At 60.0% G+C, this 16,979-nt stretch carries 13 protein-coding genes; 8 read left to right on the top strand and 5 right to left on the bottom strand.

The window, feature by feature from the left end:
• The first annotated feature begins 52 nt into the window (after positions 1–52).
• The 5 genes from aceK (at position 53) to AB4P91_RS25545 (ending at position 8,415) form a co-directional block, all read left to right on the top strand.
• Complete coding sequence (gene aceK / locus AB4P91_RS25565) at positions 53–1,774, top strand: bifunctional isocitrate dehydrogenase kinase/phosphatase (RefSeq protein WP_150594347.1); 1,722 nt, start codon at positions 53–55, stop codon at positions 1,772–1,774.
• Positions 1,775–2,047: 273 nt separating this feature from the next.
• Positions 2,048–5,959: an ATP-dependent RNA helicase HrpA gene (hrpA, locus tag AB4P91_RS25560; RefSeq protein WP_395603952.1), complete on the top strand. Its 3,912-nt coding sequence runs from the start codon at positions 2,048–2,050 to the stop codon at positions 5,957–5,959.
• Positions 5,960–6,301: 342 nt separating this feature from the next.
• Positions 6,302–7,423 (top strand): beta-ketoacyl-ACP synthase III, encoded by a 1,122-nt coding sequence (locus AB4P91_RS25555; protein ID WP_150597294.1) that lies wholly within the window; start codon positions 6,302–6,304, stop codon positions 7,421–7,423.
• Positions 7,424–7,570: 147 nt separating this feature from the next.
• Positions 7,571–8,182, top strand: a complete 612-nt coding sequence (locus tag AB4P91_RS25550) for an RNA polymerase sigma factor (protein WP_150594343.1) — start codon at positions 7,571–7,573, stop codon at positions 8,180–8,182.
• The gene (locus AB4P91_RS25545) at positions 8,176–8,415 is read left to right on the top strand and encodes an anti-sigma factor (protein ID WP_150594342.1); all 240 of its coding nucleotides are present in this window, start codon (positions 8,176–8,178) and stop codon (positions 8,413–8,415) included. The genes AB4P91_RS25550 and AB4P91_RS25545 overlap by 7 nt, the downstream gene beginning before the upstream one ends.
• 203 nt (positions 8,416–8,618) lie before the next feature.
• Here the strand turns inward: AB4P91_RS25545 and AB4P91_RS25540 are convergent, their stop codons facing one another.
• Entirely contained in the window at positions 8,619–9,941 is a 1,323-nt protein-coding gene (locus AB4P91_RS25540; protein WP_150597292.1) for a putative porin, read from the bottom strand.
• Positions 9,942–10,223: 282 nt separating this feature from the next.
• Between AB4P91_RS25540 and AB4P91_RS25535 the strand changes: the two genes are divergently transcribed.
• Positions 10,224–11,348 (top strand): GNAT family N-acetyltransferase, encoded by a 1,125-nt coding sequence (locus tag AB4P91_RS25535; protein WP_395603951.1) that lies wholly within the window; start codon positions 10,224–10,226, stop codon positions 11,346–11,348.
• Positions 11,349–11,467: 119 nt separating this feature from the next.
• Here AB4P91_RS25535 and AB4P91_RS25530 read toward each other — a convergent pair whose 3' ends face one another.
• From AB4P91_RS25530 to AB4P91_RS25515, 4 genes are all read right to left on the bottom strand, one after another.
• Positions 11,468–13,300, bottom strand: a complete 1,833-nt coding sequence (locus AB4P91_RS25530; RefSeq protein ID WP_150597202.1) for an ABC transporter ATP-binding protein — start codon at positions 13,298–13,300, stop codon at positions 11,468–11,470.
• A gap of 87 nt (positions 13,301–13,387) precedes the next feature.
• The gene (locus tag AB4P91_RS25525) at positions 13,388–13,951 is read right to left on the bottom strand and encodes a peptidylprolyl isomerase (protein WP_395603950.1); all 564 of its coding nucleotides are present in this window, start codon (positions 13,949–13,951) and stop codon (positions 13,388–13,390) included.
• Positions 13,952–13,954: 3 nt separating this feature from the next.
• Positions 13,955–14,758: an alpha/beta fold hydrolase gene (locus AB4P91_RS25520; RefSeq protein WP_395603949.1), complete on the bottom strand. Its 804-nt coding sequence runs from the start codon at positions 14,756–14,758 to the stop codon at positions 13,955–13,957.
• 14 nt (positions 14,759–14,772) lie between these two features.
• On the bottom strand, positions 14,773–15,696 hold the full coding sequence (locus AB4P91_RS25515; RefSeq protein WP_150594336.1) for a LysR family transcriptional regulator: 924 nt from the start codon (positions 15,694–15,696) through the stop codon (positions 14,773–14,775).
• 49 nt (positions 15,697–15,745) lie between these two features.
• Between AB4P91_RS25515 and AB4P91_RS25510 the strand changes: the two genes are divergently transcribed.
• The gene (locus AB4P91_RS25510) at positions 15,746–16,060 is read left to right on the top strand and encodes a 3-phosphoglycerate kinase (RefSeq protein WP_395603948.1); all 315 of its coding nucleotides are present in this window, start codon (positions 15,746–15,748) and stop codon (positions 16,058–16,060) included.
• 232 nt (positions 16,061–16,292) lie between these two features.
• Positions 16,293–16,892 carry an FMN-dependent NADH-azoreductase gene (locus AB4P91_RS25505; RefSeq protein WP_210553738.1) on the top strand — a complete coding sequence of 200 codons (600 nt, stop codon included), beginning with the start codon at positions 16,293–16,295 and terminating at the stop codon, positions 16,890–16,892.
• Positions 16,893–16,979 lie beyond the last annotated feature (87 nt).

Genomic DNA, 16,979 nt, shown 5'->3' with positions numbered 1-16,979 from the left:
CCGGTTCCGTGGCTAAGCTCAGGCATCACGAATGCACGCAGAGGTTTCATCTATGCCGCAGCAATGGCCCGCCACCGACATCGCCCGCATGATCCTCGATGGCTTTGATGATTACCGTGAGCATTTCCGCCGGATCACCGACGGTGCCCGGGAGCGTTTCGAGCAGGCGCGCTGGCAGGAGACGCAAACGGCGTCGGCGGCGCGAATCAACCTCTACGAGGAAAAAGTCGGCGAAACCATCGCCCGGTTGCGCGAATACTTCGACGACGAAACGCTGATGAATGTCAGCTGCTGGCCGCTGGTAAAAAGCGCCTACATCAGCGTCATCGACCTGCGCTTCGACGATGAACTGTCCGAGACCTGGTACAACTCGATTTTCTGCGGGCTGTTCAGCCATGACCTGATCAGCGACGGCTGCATGTTCATCCACACCACCCGCCCGAGCCTGCGCCGAGCGCGGGCTGCGCAAACCCGCACGTACAAGCCGCAAGGGCAATTGTCGGGGATGCTCGCGAGCATTTTTGCCGACTACCGTTTCAGCGAGGATTACGCCGATTTGCCCGGCGACCTGCGCCGTCTCGAAGCGCAGTTGCGTGAAAACCTCCCGGACTGGGTGTGCAAAGACCCGGAACTGAGCGTCGAGCTGTTTTCCTCGGTGCTTTACCGCAACAAGGGCGCGTACCTGGTCGGGCGCATTTACACCCGCGACGAGCAATGGCCGCTGGTGATTCCGCTGCTGCACCGCGAAGGGCGCGGGATTCAGATCGACGCGCTGATTACCGACGAAGCCGATGTGTCGATCATCTTCTCTTTCACCCGCTCGTATTTCATGGTGGATGTGCCGGTGCCGGCCGAGTTCATCGGTTTTCTGCGGCGGATTTTGCCGGGCAAACACATCGCCGAGTTGTATACCTCGATTGGCTTTTACAAGCACGGCAAGTCCGAGTTCTATCGGGCGCTGATCAATCACCTGGCCAACACCGATGACCAGTTCATCATGGCGCCGGGCGTGCGAGGCATGGTCATGAGCGTGTTTACCCTGCCGGGCTTCAACACCGTGTTCAAGATCATCAAGGACCGGTTTTCACCGTCGAAAAACGTCGACCGTGCCACGGTAATCGAGAAGTATCGACTGGTGAAAAGCGTCGACCGGGTAGGGCGCATGGCCGATACCCAGGAATTCGCCGATTTCCGTTTTCCGTTGAGCAAGTTCGAGCCAGCGTGCCTCGAGGAATTACTGGAGGTCGCACCGTCCACGGTGTCGGTCGAAGGCGAGACGGTGCTGATCCGCCACTGCTGGACGGAACGGCGGATGACCCCGCTCAACCTTTATCTGGAAAACGCCAACGATGCGCAGGTGCATGAAGCGCTGGAAGATTACGGGTTGGCAATCAAGCAACTGGCGGCGGCGAACATCTTTCCCGGCGACATGTTGTTGAAGAACTTCGGCGTCACCCGTCACGGACGGGTGGTGTTCTATGACTACGACGAGATCTGTTTCCTGACCGAAGCCAACTTCCGCCACATCCCGCAACCGCGCACACCGGAGGATGAAATGGCGTCGGAGCCGTGGTATTCGATCGGGCCGCTGGATGTGTTTCCCGAGGAATTTCCGCCGTTTCTGTTTGCTGATTCGGGGCAGCGCAAGTTGTTCAACCAGTTGCATGGCGAGTTGTACAACGCCGATTACTGGAAGAGCCTGCAGGAAGCGATTCGCGCCGGCAAAGTGATTGATGTTTTCCCGTATCGGCGTAAAGGCCTGGACAACGAGTGAACCCAAAAAAGCCCCTCACCCCAGCCCTCTCCCGGAGGGAGAGGGAGCTGACCGAGTTGTCTGGCGTTATCCATCGACCTGAGAGACCTTGGCGATTATGGATTCGGTGAAGCTCGTTCAGGTCGGCGGAGCTGGCACAGTTGACTCGATCGGTCCCCTCTCCCTCGGGAGAGGGCTAGGGTGAGGGGCAGCAATCCCCCTGACACGCCACAAATCCGCCAAATCTGCGACAATCCGCTCCCTGCATAAATAGACGACCGAATTGCGTACCCGATGACCGACGAATCGCCCTCCATCGACAAACTGTTGAAAAACCTCGATCACGCCATGCTCGCCGACCGCCACCGGCTACGGCGGCAGTTGCTTGAGCTGCGCAAGAATCCCGATGAGGCCAAGCTGGCCCAATGGGTGACGCGCATGCAGGCGTCTTGTGATCAGGTGCTGGCGCGCAAGGCCAGCCTGCCGGTGATTCGTTACGACGACAGCCTGCCGATTGCGGCCAAGCGTGACGAGATCAAAAAGGCGCTGGAGCAGCATCAGGTCCTGATCATCGCGGGTGAAACCGGCTCGGGCAAAACCACCCAGTTGCCGAAAATCTGCCTGGAAATCGGTCGTGGTCAACACGGTCTGATCGGCCACACCCAGCCGCGCCGGATCGCTGCGCGCAGCGTCGCCAGCCGCGTCGCTGAGGAACTCGGGACGCCGCTCGGTTCGCTGGTCGGCTATCAGGTGCGTTTTGAAGATCAGAGCGACTCCAACACCCTGATCAAGCTGATGACCGACGGCATCCTGCTGGCGGAAACCCAGAACGACCGCTACCTCGAGCGCTACGACACGATCATCGTCGACGAAGCCCACGAACGCAGCCTCAACATCGATTTTCTGCTCGGTTACCTGAAAACCCTGCTGCCGCGTCGCCCGGATCTGAAAGTCATCATCACCTCGGCAACCATCGATCTGGAGCGTTTCTCCAAGCACTTCGACGATGCGCCGATTGTCGAGGTGTCCGGCCGTACCTTCCCGGTGGACACCTGGTATCGCCCGCTGACCTTGGAGCAGGACGAAGAGGGCAACCGTGTCGAAGATGACCTGACCGTGGATCAGGCGATCCTCGCCACCCTCGACGAAATCGCCGCTTACGAGCGCAGCGAACGCCGCAGTCCCGGTGACGTTTTGGTGTTTCTGCCCGGCGAACGGGAGATTCGTGACGCCGCCGACATGCTGCGCAAGGCGCAGATCAAGCACACCGAAATTCTGCCGCTGTATGCGCGTCTGTCACCGGCCGAGCAGCAGCGGATTTTCCAGTCGCACCCGGGGCGTCGTGTGGTGCTGGCGACCAACGTTGCCGAAACCTCGCTGACCGTGCCAGGCATCCGTTACGTGATCGACAGCGGCACCGCGCGCATCAGCCGCTACAGCTATCGCGCCAAGGTCCAGCGCCTGCCGATCGAAGCGATTTCCCAGGCCAGTGCCAACCAGCGTAAAGGTCGCTGCGGCCGGGTCGAGCCGGGTATTTGCATCCGCCTCTACAGCGAAGAAGACTTCATCGGGCGCCCGGAATTTACCGATCCGGAAATTCTGCGCACCAACCTCGCCGCGGTGATTTTGCAGATGCTCCATCTGCGCCTCGGCGAAATCACTGCGTTCCCGTTCATCGAGCCGCCGGACGGCAAGGCGATCAGTGACGGTTTCAACCTGCTGCAAGAACTCTCGGCAGTCGATCGCAACAGCCAGTTGACCCCGCTCGGCCGCCAATTGGCGCGCTTGCCGGTGGACCCGCGCATGGGTCGCATGCTGCTCGAAGCGGCCAAGCTCGGCAGCTTGCAGGAAGTGCTGATCGTCGCCAGTGCCATGTCGATTCAGGACCCGCGCGAGCGTCCGCCGGAGCGTCAGCAAGCCGCCGATCAGGCCCACGCGCAATGGAAAGACATCGACTCGGACTTCGCCGGGCTGGTCAATCTGTGGCGCGGTTTTGAAGAACAGCGCCAGGCGCTCACGGCCAGTCCGCTGCGCAACTGGTGCCGGAAGAACTTCCTCAATTACTTGCGTTTGCGCGAGTGGCGCGATTCCCATCGCCAGTTGAGCCTGATCTGCCGCGACATGCAGCTGAGCCTGAACAAAGAGCCGGCGGATTATCCGAAACTGCACAAAGCGGTGCTGGTGGGGCTGCTTAGCCAGATCGGCCAGAAAACCGAGGACGGCGATTACCTCGGCGCGCGTCAGCGCCGCTTCTGGATTCATCCGTCGTCAGGCATCGGCAAGAAGCGCCCGCAGTGGCTGATGACCGCCGAACTGGTGGAGACCACCAAGCTTTACGCGCGCATGGTGGCGAAGATCGACGCCGACTGGATCGAGCCGCTGGCCGGGCATCTGATCAAGAAAAACCACTTCGAGCCGCACTGGGAGAAGAAGCGCGGCCAGGTCGTTGCGTTCGAGCAGATCACCCTGTTCGGCCTGATCGTGGTGGGCCGCCGGCCGGTGCACTACGGTCCGGTAGACCCGGTGGTCTCGCGTGAATTGTTTATCCGTGAAGGTCTGGTGCGCGGCGAGATTCAATCCAGAGCCAAGTGTCTGTCCGCTAACCAGAAGCTACTGGAACAGCTCGACGAACTCGAAGCCAAGGCCCGTCGTCGCGACATCCTCGCCGACGAAGAAACCCTGTACGCCTTCTACGATGCACGCTTGCCGGCAGAGATTCACCAGACGGCGACCTTCGACAGTTGGTATCGCATCAACAGCCAGAAAGATCCGCAGCTGTTGATCATGCGTGAAGAAGACGTGCTGGCCCGCGAGGCCAGTGAAGTCACCGCACGGGATTACCCGGACACCCTGCACATCGGTGATCTGGAACTGGCCCTGACCTATCACTTCGAACCCAATCATCCGCGTGACGGCGTGACCTTGCGTGTGCCGGCGCCGCTGTTGCCGATGTTGCCGCCGGAGCGTCTGGAATGGCTGGTGCCCGGGTTGATCGAGGCCAAGTGCATCGCCCTCGTGCGTAACTTGCCGAAAGCGCTGCGCAAGAATTTCGTGCCGGTGCCGGACTTCATCAAGGCTGCGTTGCAACGCATGACCTTCGCCGAAGGTTCGCTCTCGCAAGCGCTGGGCCGTGAGCTGTTGCGCATGACCGGCGCACGGGTCAGCGATGAGGCGTGGGCAGAGGCCGAGCAAGGGGTCGAAGGGCATCTGCGGATGAACCTGGAAATCGTCGACGGCCAAGGCAAGTTTCTTGGCGAAGGACGCGATCTGGCCGAGCTGACCGCGCGCTTTGCCCAAGCCAGTCAGGCCGCACTGGCCGTGCCGCAGAGCGCTAAAAGTCAGCAGCCGGTGGAGGCGAAAGTCTTCGCCCCGGTGGCAGAAAAAACTCAGCAGAAGATCGCCGGATTGTCGATGACGGTGTATCCGGCGCTGGTGGAGGAGGGCGGTACGGTCAAGGAAGGACGATTCTCGACGCCGGCCGAAGCCGAGTTCCAGCATCGTCGCGCGTTGCAGCGTTTGTTGATGCAGCAGTTGGCCGAGCCGGCCAAATTCCTGCGTGGCAAATTGCCGGGGCAGACCGAACTGGGTTTGCTTTACCGCGATCTGGGTCGGGTCGATGCCTTGGTCGAAGACATTTTGCTGGCCAGCCTCGACAGCTGCATTCTGGAGGGCGAAGAGCCATTGCCGCGTGACGGCGCAGGGCTGGCGGCATTGGCCGAGCGCAAGCGCGGCAGCTGGACTGAACACGCCGAGCGTGTGGCGCGGCTGACGCTGGAGATCCTGAAGACCTGGCACGGTCTGCAAAAGCGCTTCAAGGGCAAGATCGACCTCGCCCAAGCCGTGGCGCTCAATGACATCAAGCAGCAGATCAGTAACCTGGTCTATCCGGGCTTTGTCCGGGAAACGCCGATGCAGTGGCTCAAGGAGTTGCCGCGTTACCTGAAAGCGGTCGAGCAGCGCTTCGAGAAACTCGGCGCGCAGGTGCAGAAGGATCGGGTCTGGAGCGGTGAACTCGCTGGCCTCTGGGCGCAATACCAGACTCGCGCCGCCAAACACGCCCAGGAAGGCAAGCGCGATCCGCAGCTTGAGTTGTACCGCTGGTGGCTGGAGGAATACCGGGTTTCGCTGTTCGCCCAGCAGTTGGGGACGAAAGTGCCGATCTCCGATAAACGCCTCAATAAACAGTGGACTCAGGTAGAACCCTGACCTTAAGGCCTCCCGAACCGCCCTGTGGGAGCGAGCCTGCTCGCGAAGGGGATGTATCAGTCAACGACTTGATTGCCTGACCCGCCGCCTTCGCGAGCAAGCTCGCTCCCACAGAGGTGGCGCTAATGGCTAATGCGCGAGCCAGCAAAAAGGGGCCAAAACCTTGGGTTTATGGCAAACTTCGCGACCATAAACGCCGCGTTCGCGACCCAGAGCCTTCGGCCGTGTCCCGGAGCGGAATAAAGCGATGCCAGGTTTGCGTCCCCCGGATGGGAATAGACCCTTTGTGTGTTGGTACGACGGTTCCAGCACTTTCTGCCTGAACAGATTAGAGAAACGACCATGCATAACGTCGTCATCAGCGGCACCGGCCTGTACACCCCGGCCAACAGCATCTCCAACGAAGAGCTGGTGCAGTCTTTCAATACCTACGTCGCCCAGTTCAACGCGGACAATGCCGAGGCCATCGCCAGCGGCGACGTCCAGGCACTGACCGAATCCAGCGCACCGTTCATCGAGAAAGCCTCGGGCATCAAAAGCCGTTTTGTCATGGACAAGGACGGCATTCTTGATCCGCAACGCATGGCCCCGCGCCTGCCGGAGCGGTCCAACGACGAATGGTCGGTGCTCTGCCAGATGGCCATCGGTGCTGCCGAGCAAGCCTTGCAGCGCGCCGGCAAAACCGCTGCCGACATCGACGGCGTCATCGTCGCCTGCTCCAACCTGCAACGCGCCTACCCGGCCATCGCCATCGAAGTCCAGGAAGCGCTGGGCATTCAAGGTTTCGGTTTCGACATGAACGTGGCCTGTTCCTCGGCGACCTTCGGCATTCAGGCAGCGACCAACAGCGTGCAACTGGGGCAGGCCCGGGCGATCCTGATGGTCAATCCGGAAGTCTGCACCGGTCACCTGAACTTCCGTGACCGCGACAGCCACTTCATCTTCGGCGATGCAGCCACAGCGGTGATCATCGAACGCGCCGATCTGGCCACCTCCAGGCACCAGTTCGACGTGGTCAGCACCAAACTGCTGACCAAGTTCTCCAACAACATCCGCAACAACTTCGGTTTCCTCAACCGCGCGGCGGAAGAGGGCGTCGGTGCTCGCGACAAACTGTTCGTGCAGGAAGGCCGCAAGGTGTTCAAGGACGTTTGCCCGATGGTTGCCGAACTGATTGGCGAGCATCTGCAAGAGAACCAGCTCAACGTCGGCGACGTGAAGCGCTTCTGGCTGCACCAGGCCAACCTGAGCATGAACCACCTGATCGTGCGCAAGTTGCTGGGCCGCGAAGCGACCGAAGAAGAAGCGCCGGTAATCCTCGACACCTACGCCAACACCAGCTCGGCGGGTTCGGTCATTGCCTTCCACAAGTATCAGGATGACCTGGCCGCCGGTTCGCTGGCGGTGCTGAGTTCGTTCGGTGCGGGTTACTCGATCGGTAGCGTGATTCTGCGCAAGCGTTAAAAGGTGGTTTAATTTCCTATTAATCGCGCTGATCTTTCCTACATCTGAATCGGCTGGAACGCTGTAGTTTTCGGAAATGACGGCAGGAGACGCATTGAGCGAATCCTGCCGTAATCATTTTCGGAGTCGGAACAAGGAGATTGATGGATGGCGGTTGACGAAACTCAACTGCTCGCGCGTTTGTTGGCAGGCGAGCAAAAGGCTTTCAAGGAGCTGGTGACGACTTATCAAAGCGCCATGCGGGCCGTTGCGTATGCGATCGTCGGCCAGCGTCATGTCGAGGAAGTGGTGCAGGACGCCTGGCTGTCGGTGGTGCGTCATATTGGCAGCTTCGAAGGGCGCTCCAGTCTCAAGACCTGGCTGCTGACCATCACGGCCAACTCGGCCAAGAGTCGCTACAAGCAAAACCGTCGCGAGGTGCTGCTCGACGACTTGCCGTCGCCCCACGGCACTGTCGACGATGACCGTTTTTCGTCAGGTGACGGCCATTGGCTGGTCGCGCCTTTCGCCTGGCATCAGGACACCCCCGAGGCATTGTTGACCGAAGGCGAACTGCGCGAGTGCCTAGAGCACACGCTGCTGAGCCTGTCGGAACTGCAAAGCAGCGTTTTGCTGTTGCGTGAGCGCCAGGGCGTGGAGCTCGAAGAGATCTGTAATCTTCTGGACATCTCGCTCTCCAATGTCCGGGTGCTGCTGCATCGGGCACGGTTAAAGGTCTTCGCGACCGTGGAACATTTTGAGGAGACGGGAGAATGTTGACCTGCAAGGAGCAAGTGGCACGATCCAGCGATTATCTTGATGGTCAGCTGAGTTTTGGCGAGAGGTTGATGGTGCGTCATCACCTGATGTTCTGCCCCAACTGCCGGCGTTTCATGCGCCAGATGCGGTTGATGCAGGCGACGCTGAAGGCCATGCCGGAGAAACCTGAAGAGGGTGTCGATGCACTGGCTGAACGCCTGGCCGAGCAACGCCGAAAAGATAACCCCCTGTAGGCGCTGTCGAGTGAAACGAGGCGGCTCCTACAGGGGGTTTTTGCATCCTGCAGAAACAACCCGGTGCGGGTGAAACGAACGGATGATGGGGATCGTCCCGCCCCCACTGGGCTATAGGGGAGAAGCAGCGTCGAGTGGCAAGCCTCAAGCTGCAAGCGAGGCTCTGACTTGCAGCTTGGAACTTGCAGCTTGACGCTTCTTTTTTAGAACTTGGCTTCCGCATCCAGCTGCAGGGTGTTGGTATCAGCATCACGCTGGGTACGGCTGGCGAAGTCGGCCTTGGTCAGGAAGTACGTCGCGCCGACAGCGAAGTTCTTGTCGATGTCGTAACCGACCTTGAACTTGTGACCCCGCGAACCTGTGGTGCCGTTGGCAAAGTCGGAGTCGGTGAACGCGCCGACCACAGCGTTGCGCTGCACGTCACGATAGTTGTAGTCGAGGTTGAAACCAAAGACCTTCGACTTGGCGCCGAGCAGCCAGGCAGTGTCCTGATCGGTCACGGCATCGTTGTTCTTCACGTACTGGCCGTAGAACGACAGCGGCATTGGCAGACCGCCGATGTCGACCTGGCTGAAACCTTCATACAGGCGGAACTCGTTGTCTGCCGAGTTGCCGTTGACCGCCAGGGCGCACGGCGTGGAGGTGCCGGTGCAACGGCTGTCGTCATCATTCTGGTAAGCGTAGACACTGCCGCCCAAGGTCAGCTTCAGGTTGTCGGTGATATTGAAGCGGCTACCCAGTTGGCCGGCGGTCAGGCGCAGGTCGTGACGGAACTGCACGCCGTCACCATCGACGTTGTCCTTGAGGTTGTAGTTGCCCAGGCTGCCGAACAGTTCGGCGCTGCTGCCCAGCGGGTATTTGTAAGTAACGGCCAGACCTTCAGGGTTGATGTCGCTATCCCAGATCACGTCGCCCATGCTCACCCACGGTTGCAGCATCTTGCCGCCGATCACGTGCAGGTTCTTGATCTGGTCAGGGTGGTAGTCGATGTAACCCAGGTCGAGCCAGATCTGCTTCTTGTCGAAGTAGTTGTCCTGATCCTGGTTAGTCGAACGGGCATCGTCGCCGCCGCCGGTGGCGATACGGATGCCGGTGTCCACTTGCGGGTTGATCTCGGTGTAGGCACCCAGACGGGCACGGATGCGCTGGCGATCCTTGTCGCGACCGCCGTTGTTCGGTTCGCCATCGATCTTGATGGTTTCCTGCCGGATGCGCACGTCGCCCTTGAACTGAGTCTTGGCCGCCCACGCCAGTTTCTGGTCGAAAGCGCTTTGTTCGTTGGTCTTTTTCGCGACAGCCGCGACTTGTTCGTTGGTCTCTTGCTGCGCCTGCTGCGCGATTTGCTGAGCCTTCTGATCCTTGGCCAGTTCAGTTTGCAGTTCAATGTACTGCGCCTGGGAAATCGAACCGTTAGCCTTGAGCATGTCGAGCAGTTTGGCGTCGACTGCAGCACTGGCCGGAACGCTCATGGCCAGCAACAGGCCACCGCACAGGGCCGCCGCAGTTTTCGTGGAAGCAAGACGCATAGCAATCTCCGAAGATGAGAGAGGATGGCTTAACCATCCTGGGCACAACCGACAATCGAGGTCGGAAAACAGTGTCCGGGTTAGAACCCGGCGCTCTAAAAACAGGCGCCAGTATCGCGATGGTTTATGACAGTGCGGTGGCACAGTGATGGCAAGATGATGACCGTGTGCGTCGATCGCGAACTATTGATCTAGAGCGCTGTCGGCCGATTGCGGGTGTGCATTGCGGCGCAATCGGCGATACTCGCCGGGCGCTGGAGTCCTGTTGTGGAGAGCTTGTTGATGCCGTTGCAACGCCTGCAAAACCTGTCGGAAATTTCCTCACATGCCTGGGACGCACTGGTGCCGGACAATCAGCCCTTTCTGCGCCATGCGTTTCTCAGTGCATTGGAAGACAGCGGCAGCGTCGGCCCCCACTCCGGTTGGCAGCCGGAGCATTTGCTGCATATTGAAGATGATCGGCTGATCGCGGCGTTGCCCAGTTATCGCAAGTGGCATTCCTACGGCGAGTACGTGTTCGATCATGGCTGGGCCGATGCCTGTGCCCGCGCCGGAATCGATTACTACCCCAAGCTGTTGACGGCGGTGCCGTTCAGTCCCGTCAGTGGGCCGAGGCTGCTGGCCGCCAGGGTCGAGGACGGTTTCGAGCTGCTCAAGAGCCTGCCCGGTTATCTGGAAATAGAAGCGCTTTCCAGTGCCCACATCAATTTCACCGATGCCTTCACCGACGCCGCCATGGCCGAACACCCGGGCTGGTTGCAGCGCATTGGCTGTCAGTATCACTGGCAGAATCGTGGCTATCGCGACTTTCAGGACTTTCTCGACGTGCTCGCTTCGCGCAAGCGCAAACAGATGCGCAAGGAACGCGAGCAAGTGGCGGGGCAGGGCTTCGAGTTTGAATGGCTGGAGGGAGGAGCGCTGGACGAGGCGCAGTGGGATTTCGTCTACGCCTGCTACGCCAATACCTACGCGGTGCGTCGGCAAACGCCGTATCTGACCCGGGAGTTTTTCAGTCTGTTGGCCGAGCGCATGCCCGAAGCGATTCGCGTGGTGTTGGCCAAACAGGGCTCACGGCCGGTGGCCATGGCGTTCAGTCTGGTGGGGGGCGACAGTTTTTACGGACGTTATTGGGGCTGTCTGGCCGAGTTTGATCGGCTGCACTTCGAAACCTGTTTTTATCAGGGCATGGACTACGCGATTGCCCAGGGTTATCAGCGTTTCGATGCCGGTGCTCAGGGCGAGCACAAGCTGATTCGTGGCTTCGAACCGGTGATCACGCATTCATGGCATTACCTGCGCCATCCCGGATTGAAAGCAGCGGTGAAGGATTTCCTGAAACAGGAACGCGCTGGCGTTCTGGCCTATGCCGAGGAAGCGCGAGCCGCTTTACCCTACCGCCAAACGTAAATATCAATGTGGGAGCGAGCTTGCTCGCGAAGGCGGTGGGTCAGTCGATATTCCCGCGACTGACCCACCGCTTTCGCGAGCAAGCTCGCTCCCACAGTTTTTTTGGCGCTTCGGGATGATCAATCGATCCCGACAAACCCCCCGGTCTGATGCGCCCACAACCGGGCATACAACCCACGGTGAGCCAGCAGTTCAGCATGGGTGCCGCTCTCGGCGATCTTGCCGTTTTCCAGCACCACCAAGCGATCCATCCGGGCGATGGTCGAGAGGCGGTGGGCAATCGCGATCACGGTTTTGCCCTGCATCAGGGTTTCCAGGCTTTCCTGAATCGCTGCTTCAACTTCCGAGTCGAGTGCCGAGGTCGCTTCGTCCATGATCAGGATGGGCGCGTCCTTGAGCAGCACTCGGGCAATCGCGATGCGCTGACGCTGGCCACCTGACAGCTTCACGCCGCGCTCGCCGACATGGGCGTCGAAACCGGTGCGGCCTTCAGCGTCGGATAACAACGGAATGAACTCGTCAGCGCGGGCCTTGTGCACCGCGTCCCAGAGGTCGGCGTCGGTTGCATCAGGTTTGCCGTACAACAAGTTGTCGCGGATCGAACGGTGCAGCAGCGAGGTGTCCTGGGTAATCATGCCGATACGTGCGCGCAGGCTTTCCTGGCCGACTTCGGCGATGTTCTGGCCGTCGATCAGGATGCGCCCACCCTCGACGTCGTACAGGCGCAGCAGCAGGTTGACCAGAGTCGATTTGCCGGCACCGGACGGGCCGATCAGACCGATTTTTTCACCCGGTTTGATGGTCAGGTTGAGGTCGCCGATGATTCCGCGCTTCTTGCCGTAGTGAAAATCCACATGCTCGAAACGCACTTCGCCATTGGCCACGGCCAGCGGTTTGGCCTGCGCCTGATCGGTGACGCTGACCGGTTGCGAGATGGTGCGCAAACCGTCCTGGACCATGCCGATGTTTTCGAAGATGCCAGTGACCACCCACATGATCCAGCCGGACATGTTGACGATGCGGATCACCAGACCCGTCGCCAGGGCAATGGCACCGACGGTGATCAACGATTGCGTCCACAACCACAGCGCCAGAGCGGTGGTGCCGACGATCAGCAAGCCGTTCATGGTGGTAATCGCCACGTCCATGCTGGTGACTACGCGGCCGGCCATTTGCGCCTTGACGGTTTGCTCTTCGATGGCTTCCTTGGCGTAATGCTGTTCGAAGTTGGTGTGCGCAAACAGCTTCAGTGTGGCGATGTTGGTGTAGCCGTCGACGATCCGCCCCATCAGTTTCGAGCGCGCGTCGGAGGCTTCCACCGAACGCTCTTTCACCCGGGGCACGAAGTAGTAGAGCGCGCCGATGTAGCCGACGATCCACACCAGCAGCGGGATCATCAGGCGCCAGTCGGCCTCGGCGAACAGCACCAGTGCGCTGATCGCATAGATCACCACATGCCACAACGCATCGACGGCTTGCACCGCTGAATCACGCAGCGAGTTGCCGGTCTGCATGATGCGCTGGGCGATGCGCCCGGCGAAGTCGTTCTGAAAGAAGTTGAGGCTCTGCTTGAGCACATAACTGTGGTTCTGCCAGCGGATCATGCTGGTCATGCCGGGGCTCAGGGTCTGGTGCACCAGCAGGTCGTGCAGACCAAAGAAAATCGGCCGCAGGACCAGCGCAACCACCACCATCCACGTCAGTTCGAGGGCGTGGTCGCTGAAGAAATTCGGGTTGGGTGTGCCCTGGGCCAGGTCGATGATGCGGCTCAGGTAACTGAACAGCGCCACTTCGATCAGCGCGGCAAACAGGCCAACGACCAGCAGGGCGGCGAAACTTGGCCAGACCTGCTTCAGGTAATAGGTATAGAAGGGCCAGACACGATCTGGAGGGGCCGCCGTCGGGGCGTCGCGAAATATGTCGATCAGTTGTTCGAAACGGCGATAGAGCATCAGATAACCGCCCGGATACGGGCTCTCCTTTTATCAGTGTGAGCGGCGTGGCCCGAGGCCGCCGCCGCTCGAAATGCCCCGCGAAACTTAGTCGATGCGTTTGGCCGACTTGATGATCACAGGGTCGACAGGCACGTTTTGCATGCCGCTTTTGGTGGTGGTTTGCGAGTTGACGATGATGTCGACCACGTCCATGCCCTTGACCACTTTGGCGAATACCGCGTAACCGGCATCACGGCCCGGGTCGAGGAAAGCGTTGTCAGCCACGTTGATGAAGAACTGGCTGGTGGCCGAATCCGGGTTGGAGGTGCGCGCCATCGACAAGGTGCCGCGAACGTTGTGCAGGCCGTTGCTGGCTTCGTTCTTGATCGGTGCCTTGGTGTCTTTCTGCTGCATTTGCTGGGTGAAACCACCGCCCTGAGCCATGAAGCCCGGGATCACACGGTGAAAAATCGTGTTGGTGTAGAAGCCGCTGTCGACGTACTCAAGGAAATTCTTGGTACTGATCGGCGCCTTGACCGGGTCCAGTTCGATTTCGATCTGGCCATTGGTGGTGTCCAGCAGCACGTGCGGCGCTTTGGCCGGGGTGGCAGCCATCAGGTTGGCGGCAAACAGCGCGGTACCGGCGGCGAGGGCGATTTTTTTCAGCATGGGTCAGTGATCCTGAGGATGAATATCGGCTGCGGCGAGAAACTCCAGCAGCGTTTGATTGAAGCGTTCGGGTTGATCGAGCGGGGTGGCGTGGCGCGAATCGGCGATCACCACCAGCCGCGCATCGGGCAGCAGTTTTACATAGGTTTCTTTCAGCGTGACGGGTGTGTAGTCACGGTCGGCGCTGACGATGAGCGTTGGACAGGTCACTCGGGAAAGTCGTTCCTGAACGCCCCAGCCAACAATTGCATCGAAGCTGGCGAGATAAGCACGTTTGTCGTTTTTTGCCCAGCGTTCGGCCATTTTCTGCCGCAGATCGGCCTGTTCCGGCTTGGGGAACAGTTTGCTGCCCAATGCCTTGCCGATGGCTGCCAGGCTGAGCACGCGCATCAGGCTCCATCGTTTGAACCACTGCCAATAGTCGTCGCGCGAACGCAGTTTGACCTCGGGCGCGCTGTTGACGATGGTCAGGCTCTTGAGCAGTTGCGGCTGATCGACACCCAGCTGGAAACCGATCATGCCGCCCATGGACAGGCCAATGTAGTGCACCGGGCCGAGGTTCAAGTGCTCGATCAGTGCGACCAGATCGGCGCTGAAGCCGGCGATGCTGTAGCGCTCGCGGGGTTTGTCCGAACGCCCGTGGCCGCGGATGTCCGGGACGATCACCCGGTAGCGTGCGGCCAGCGCAGGAATCTGCATTTCCCAGTCCAGCGTGCTCGAGCCGAGCCCGTGGACCAGCAGCAGCGGTGTGCCGTGGCCATATTCCTCGTAGTGCAGGTTGCAACCGTCGTGTTCGAAATACGCCATCGGTGAACTCCGTGTCAGGCTTGTTCAGGGGCGGCGAACGGTGCATCCAGCGGCAACGTGTCGAAGGTGCGCAGCAGTTCGATGAGGATTTGCGTCGCCGGGCCCAGCGGTTTGTCCTTGTTCGAGTACAGATAGAAACTCGGGTTGCGACTGCCACCCTGATCCAACGGTAGCAGCTTGAGCGAGCCTTCTTTCAATTCCCGTTCGATCATGTGCCGTGGCAACCAGGCAAATCCCAGGCCGCTGCTGACAAAGGTCGCAGCGGTGGCGAGACTGCCGACGGTCCAGCGCTGCTCGGCGCCGAGCCAGCCGACATCCCGTGGTTGTTGGCGGCCGGAGTCACGGATAACCACTTGCATCTGGGTTTCCAGGTCCTGGAAGCTCAGTTCGCGGTTCAAACGATGCAAGGGATGTTCCGGGTGGGCGACGGCAACAAACTCGACATCGCTCAATTCTGCGCCGAGGTAACCGGGAATGCTGAACCCGGTGATGGCCAGGTCAGCCACGCCTTCAAGCAAGACTTCCTCCACGCCCGACAGCACTTCTTCGCGCAGGCGTACCCGGCAGCCACGGCTTTGCGGCATGAACGCCGTCAGGGCGCGGACGAGGCGAGCGCTGGGGTAAGCCGCATCGACGACCAAACGTACTTCGGCTTCCCAGCCTTGCTCCATATGGTGGGCGAGGTCTTCCAGTTGGCTGGCCTGTTTCACCAGTTGTCGCGAGCGGCGCAGCAGGACGCCGCCGGCCTCGGTGAGCACCGCTTTACGGCCGTCGATGCGCAGCAACGGCACACCGAGTTGGTCCTGCATGCGGGCGACGGTGTAGCTCACCGACGATTGCGAACGGTGCAGGGCCTCGGCGGCCTGGGCGAATCCGCCGTGGTCGACCACGGCCTGCAATGTTCGCCATTGATCAAGGGTCACGCGGGGCGCTTTCATCAATAGCTCCTCTTGTCCTAAGCTGGCTGTCCCTCATGGAGACTGCCGAATGAAAAAATTCTGTTGTGTGCTGCTGGCGCTGCTGCCGCTGACGGCGTTTGCGTATCCGATCGACGTGCAGAAAGACCTCAACGACCTGAAGATCGACTACGAAACGTTCGACACCGATAACGATATTGGCTCGATTCGGGTGGCCAACTACGGCGATGTCGATGCGACCTGCAAAGCGGTATTCAATAATGGTCCGGAAGCACCACGCACCCGTACCATCGATGTGCCCGCCGGCAAACACAAGAACGCCACGGCCAAGTTCACTCGCGAGATCATCAAGCTGCGCATCAAGCTGACCTGCACGTCGAAGTAACACCGCGAATCCCTGTGGGAGCGAGCTTGCTCGCGAATTGGCCGTTTCAGTCGCCATCATTGTTGAATGACCTACCGCTTTCGCGAGCAAGCTCGATCCCACAGTGGGGGCAGGTGCATCTAAACGAATTATTCGATGCTTTGCAGCAATTATTTGCGCTTTTTCATCGATACGATACTGCTTAACCTTCACTCCATCGACCTACAACATTCTCGGATGGAGGCTACACAACATGTCCCGCGTTCTGATCATCGAAAGCAGCGCCCGCCAGCAAGACTCGGTTTCCCGTCAACTGACCCAGACCTTTATCAGTCAGTGGAAAGCGGCGCACCCAGACGATCAGATCACCGTCCGCGACGTCGCCGTCAACCCGGTTCCGCACCTCGATATCAACCTGCTGGGCGGCTGGATGAAGCCCGCCGAGCAGCGCAATGACAGCGAACAAGCTTCGCTGGACCGCTCCAATGAATTGACCGACGAACTGCTCGCCGCTGATGTGTTGGTAATGGCGGCGCCGATGTACAACTTTGCGATCCCCAGCACCCTCAAGGCCTGGCTCGACCATGTGCTGCGTGCCGGCGTGACGTTCAAGTACACCGAAACCGGCCCGCAAGGCTTGCTCAGCGGCAAGCGTGCCTACGTCCTGACTGCTCGCGGCGGCATCTACGCTGGTGGCCCGGCCGACCATCAGGAACCGTACCTGCGTCAGGTGATGGGTTTCATCGGCATCCACGACGTGACCTTCATCCACGCCGAAGGCATGAACCTGGGCGGCGACTTCCAGGAGAAGGGCCTGAACCAGGCCAACGCCAGGCTTTCTCAGGTCGCTTGATATGTTAATCGCCAGATAATCACTGGATGTTCTAGTGCTCTGGCGCAACCCCTTCAAGGCTTTACGCGCATCGAACCTCCCTTTGCA

The sequence above is a fragment of the Pseudomonas sp. B21128 genome, assembly GCF_044218865.1.
GTDB lineage: Bacteria > Pseudomonadota > Gammaproteobacteria > Pseudomonadales > Pseudomonadaceae > Aquipseudomonas > Aquipseudomonas iridis.
The sequence above is the reverse complement of the archived record's forward strand: the minus strand, read 5'-3'. Positions and strand labels throughout refer to the sequence as shown.

What these genes read in the sequence shown, in the direction of transcription:
- aceK (WP_150594347.1), top strand. Translation starts at nt 53, where the DNA reads ATGCCGCAGCAATGGCCCGCCACCGACATCGCCCGCATGATCCTCGAT.
- hrpA (WP_395603952.1), top strand. Translation starts at nt 2,048, where the DNA reads ATGACCGACGAATCGCCCTCCATCGACAAACTGTTGAAAAACCTCGAT.
- AB4P91_RS25555 (WP_150597294.1), top strand. Translation starts at nt 6,302, where the DNA reads ATGCATAACGTCGTCATCAGCGGCACCGGCCTGTACACCCCGGCCAAC.
- AB4P91_RS25550 (WP_150594343.1), top strand. Translation starts at nt 7,571, where the DNA reads ATGGCGGTTGACGAAACTCAACTGCTCGCGCGTTTGTTGGCAGGCGAG.
- AB4P91_RS25545 (WP_150594342.1), top strand. Translation starts at nt 8,176, where the DNA reads ATGTTGACCTGCAAGGAGCAAGTGGCACGATCCAGCGATTATCTTGAT.
- AB4P91_RS25540 (WP_150597292.1), bottom strand. Translation starts at nt 9,941, where the DNA reads ATGCGTCTTGCTTCCACGAAAACTGCGGCGGCCCTGTGCGGTGGCCTG.
- AB4P91_RS25535 (WP_395603951.1), top strand. Translation starts at nt 10,224, where the DNA reads ATGCCGTTGCAACGCCTGCAAAACCTGTCGGAAATTTCCTCACATGCC.
- AB4P91_RS25530 (WP_150597202.1), bottom strand. Translation starts at nt 13,300, where the DNA reads ATGCTCTATCGCCGTTTCGAACAACTGATCGACATATTTCGCGACGCC.
- AB4P91_RS25525 (WP_395603950.1), bottom strand. Translation starts at nt 13,951, where the DNA reads ATGCTGAAAAAAATCGCCCTCGCCGCCGGTACCGCGCTGTTTGCCGCC.
- AB4P91_RS25520 (WP_395603949.1), bottom strand. Translation starts at nt 14,758, where the DNA reads ATGGCGTATTTCGAACACGACGGTTGCAACCTGCACTACGAGGAATAT.
- AB4P91_RS25515 (WP_150594336.1), bottom strand. Translation starts at nt 15,696, where the DNA reads ATGAAAGCGCCCCGCGTGACCCTTGATCAATGGCGAACATTGCAGGCC.
- AB4P91_RS25510 (WP_395603948.1), top strand. Translation starts at nt 15,746, where the DNA reads ATGAAAAAATTCTGTTGTGTGCTGCTGGCGCTGCTGCCGCTGACGGCG.
- AB4P91_RS25505 (WP_210553738.1), top strand. Translation starts at nt 16,293, where the DNA reads ATGTCCCGCGTTCTGATCATCGAAAGCAGCGCCCGCCAGCAAGACTCG.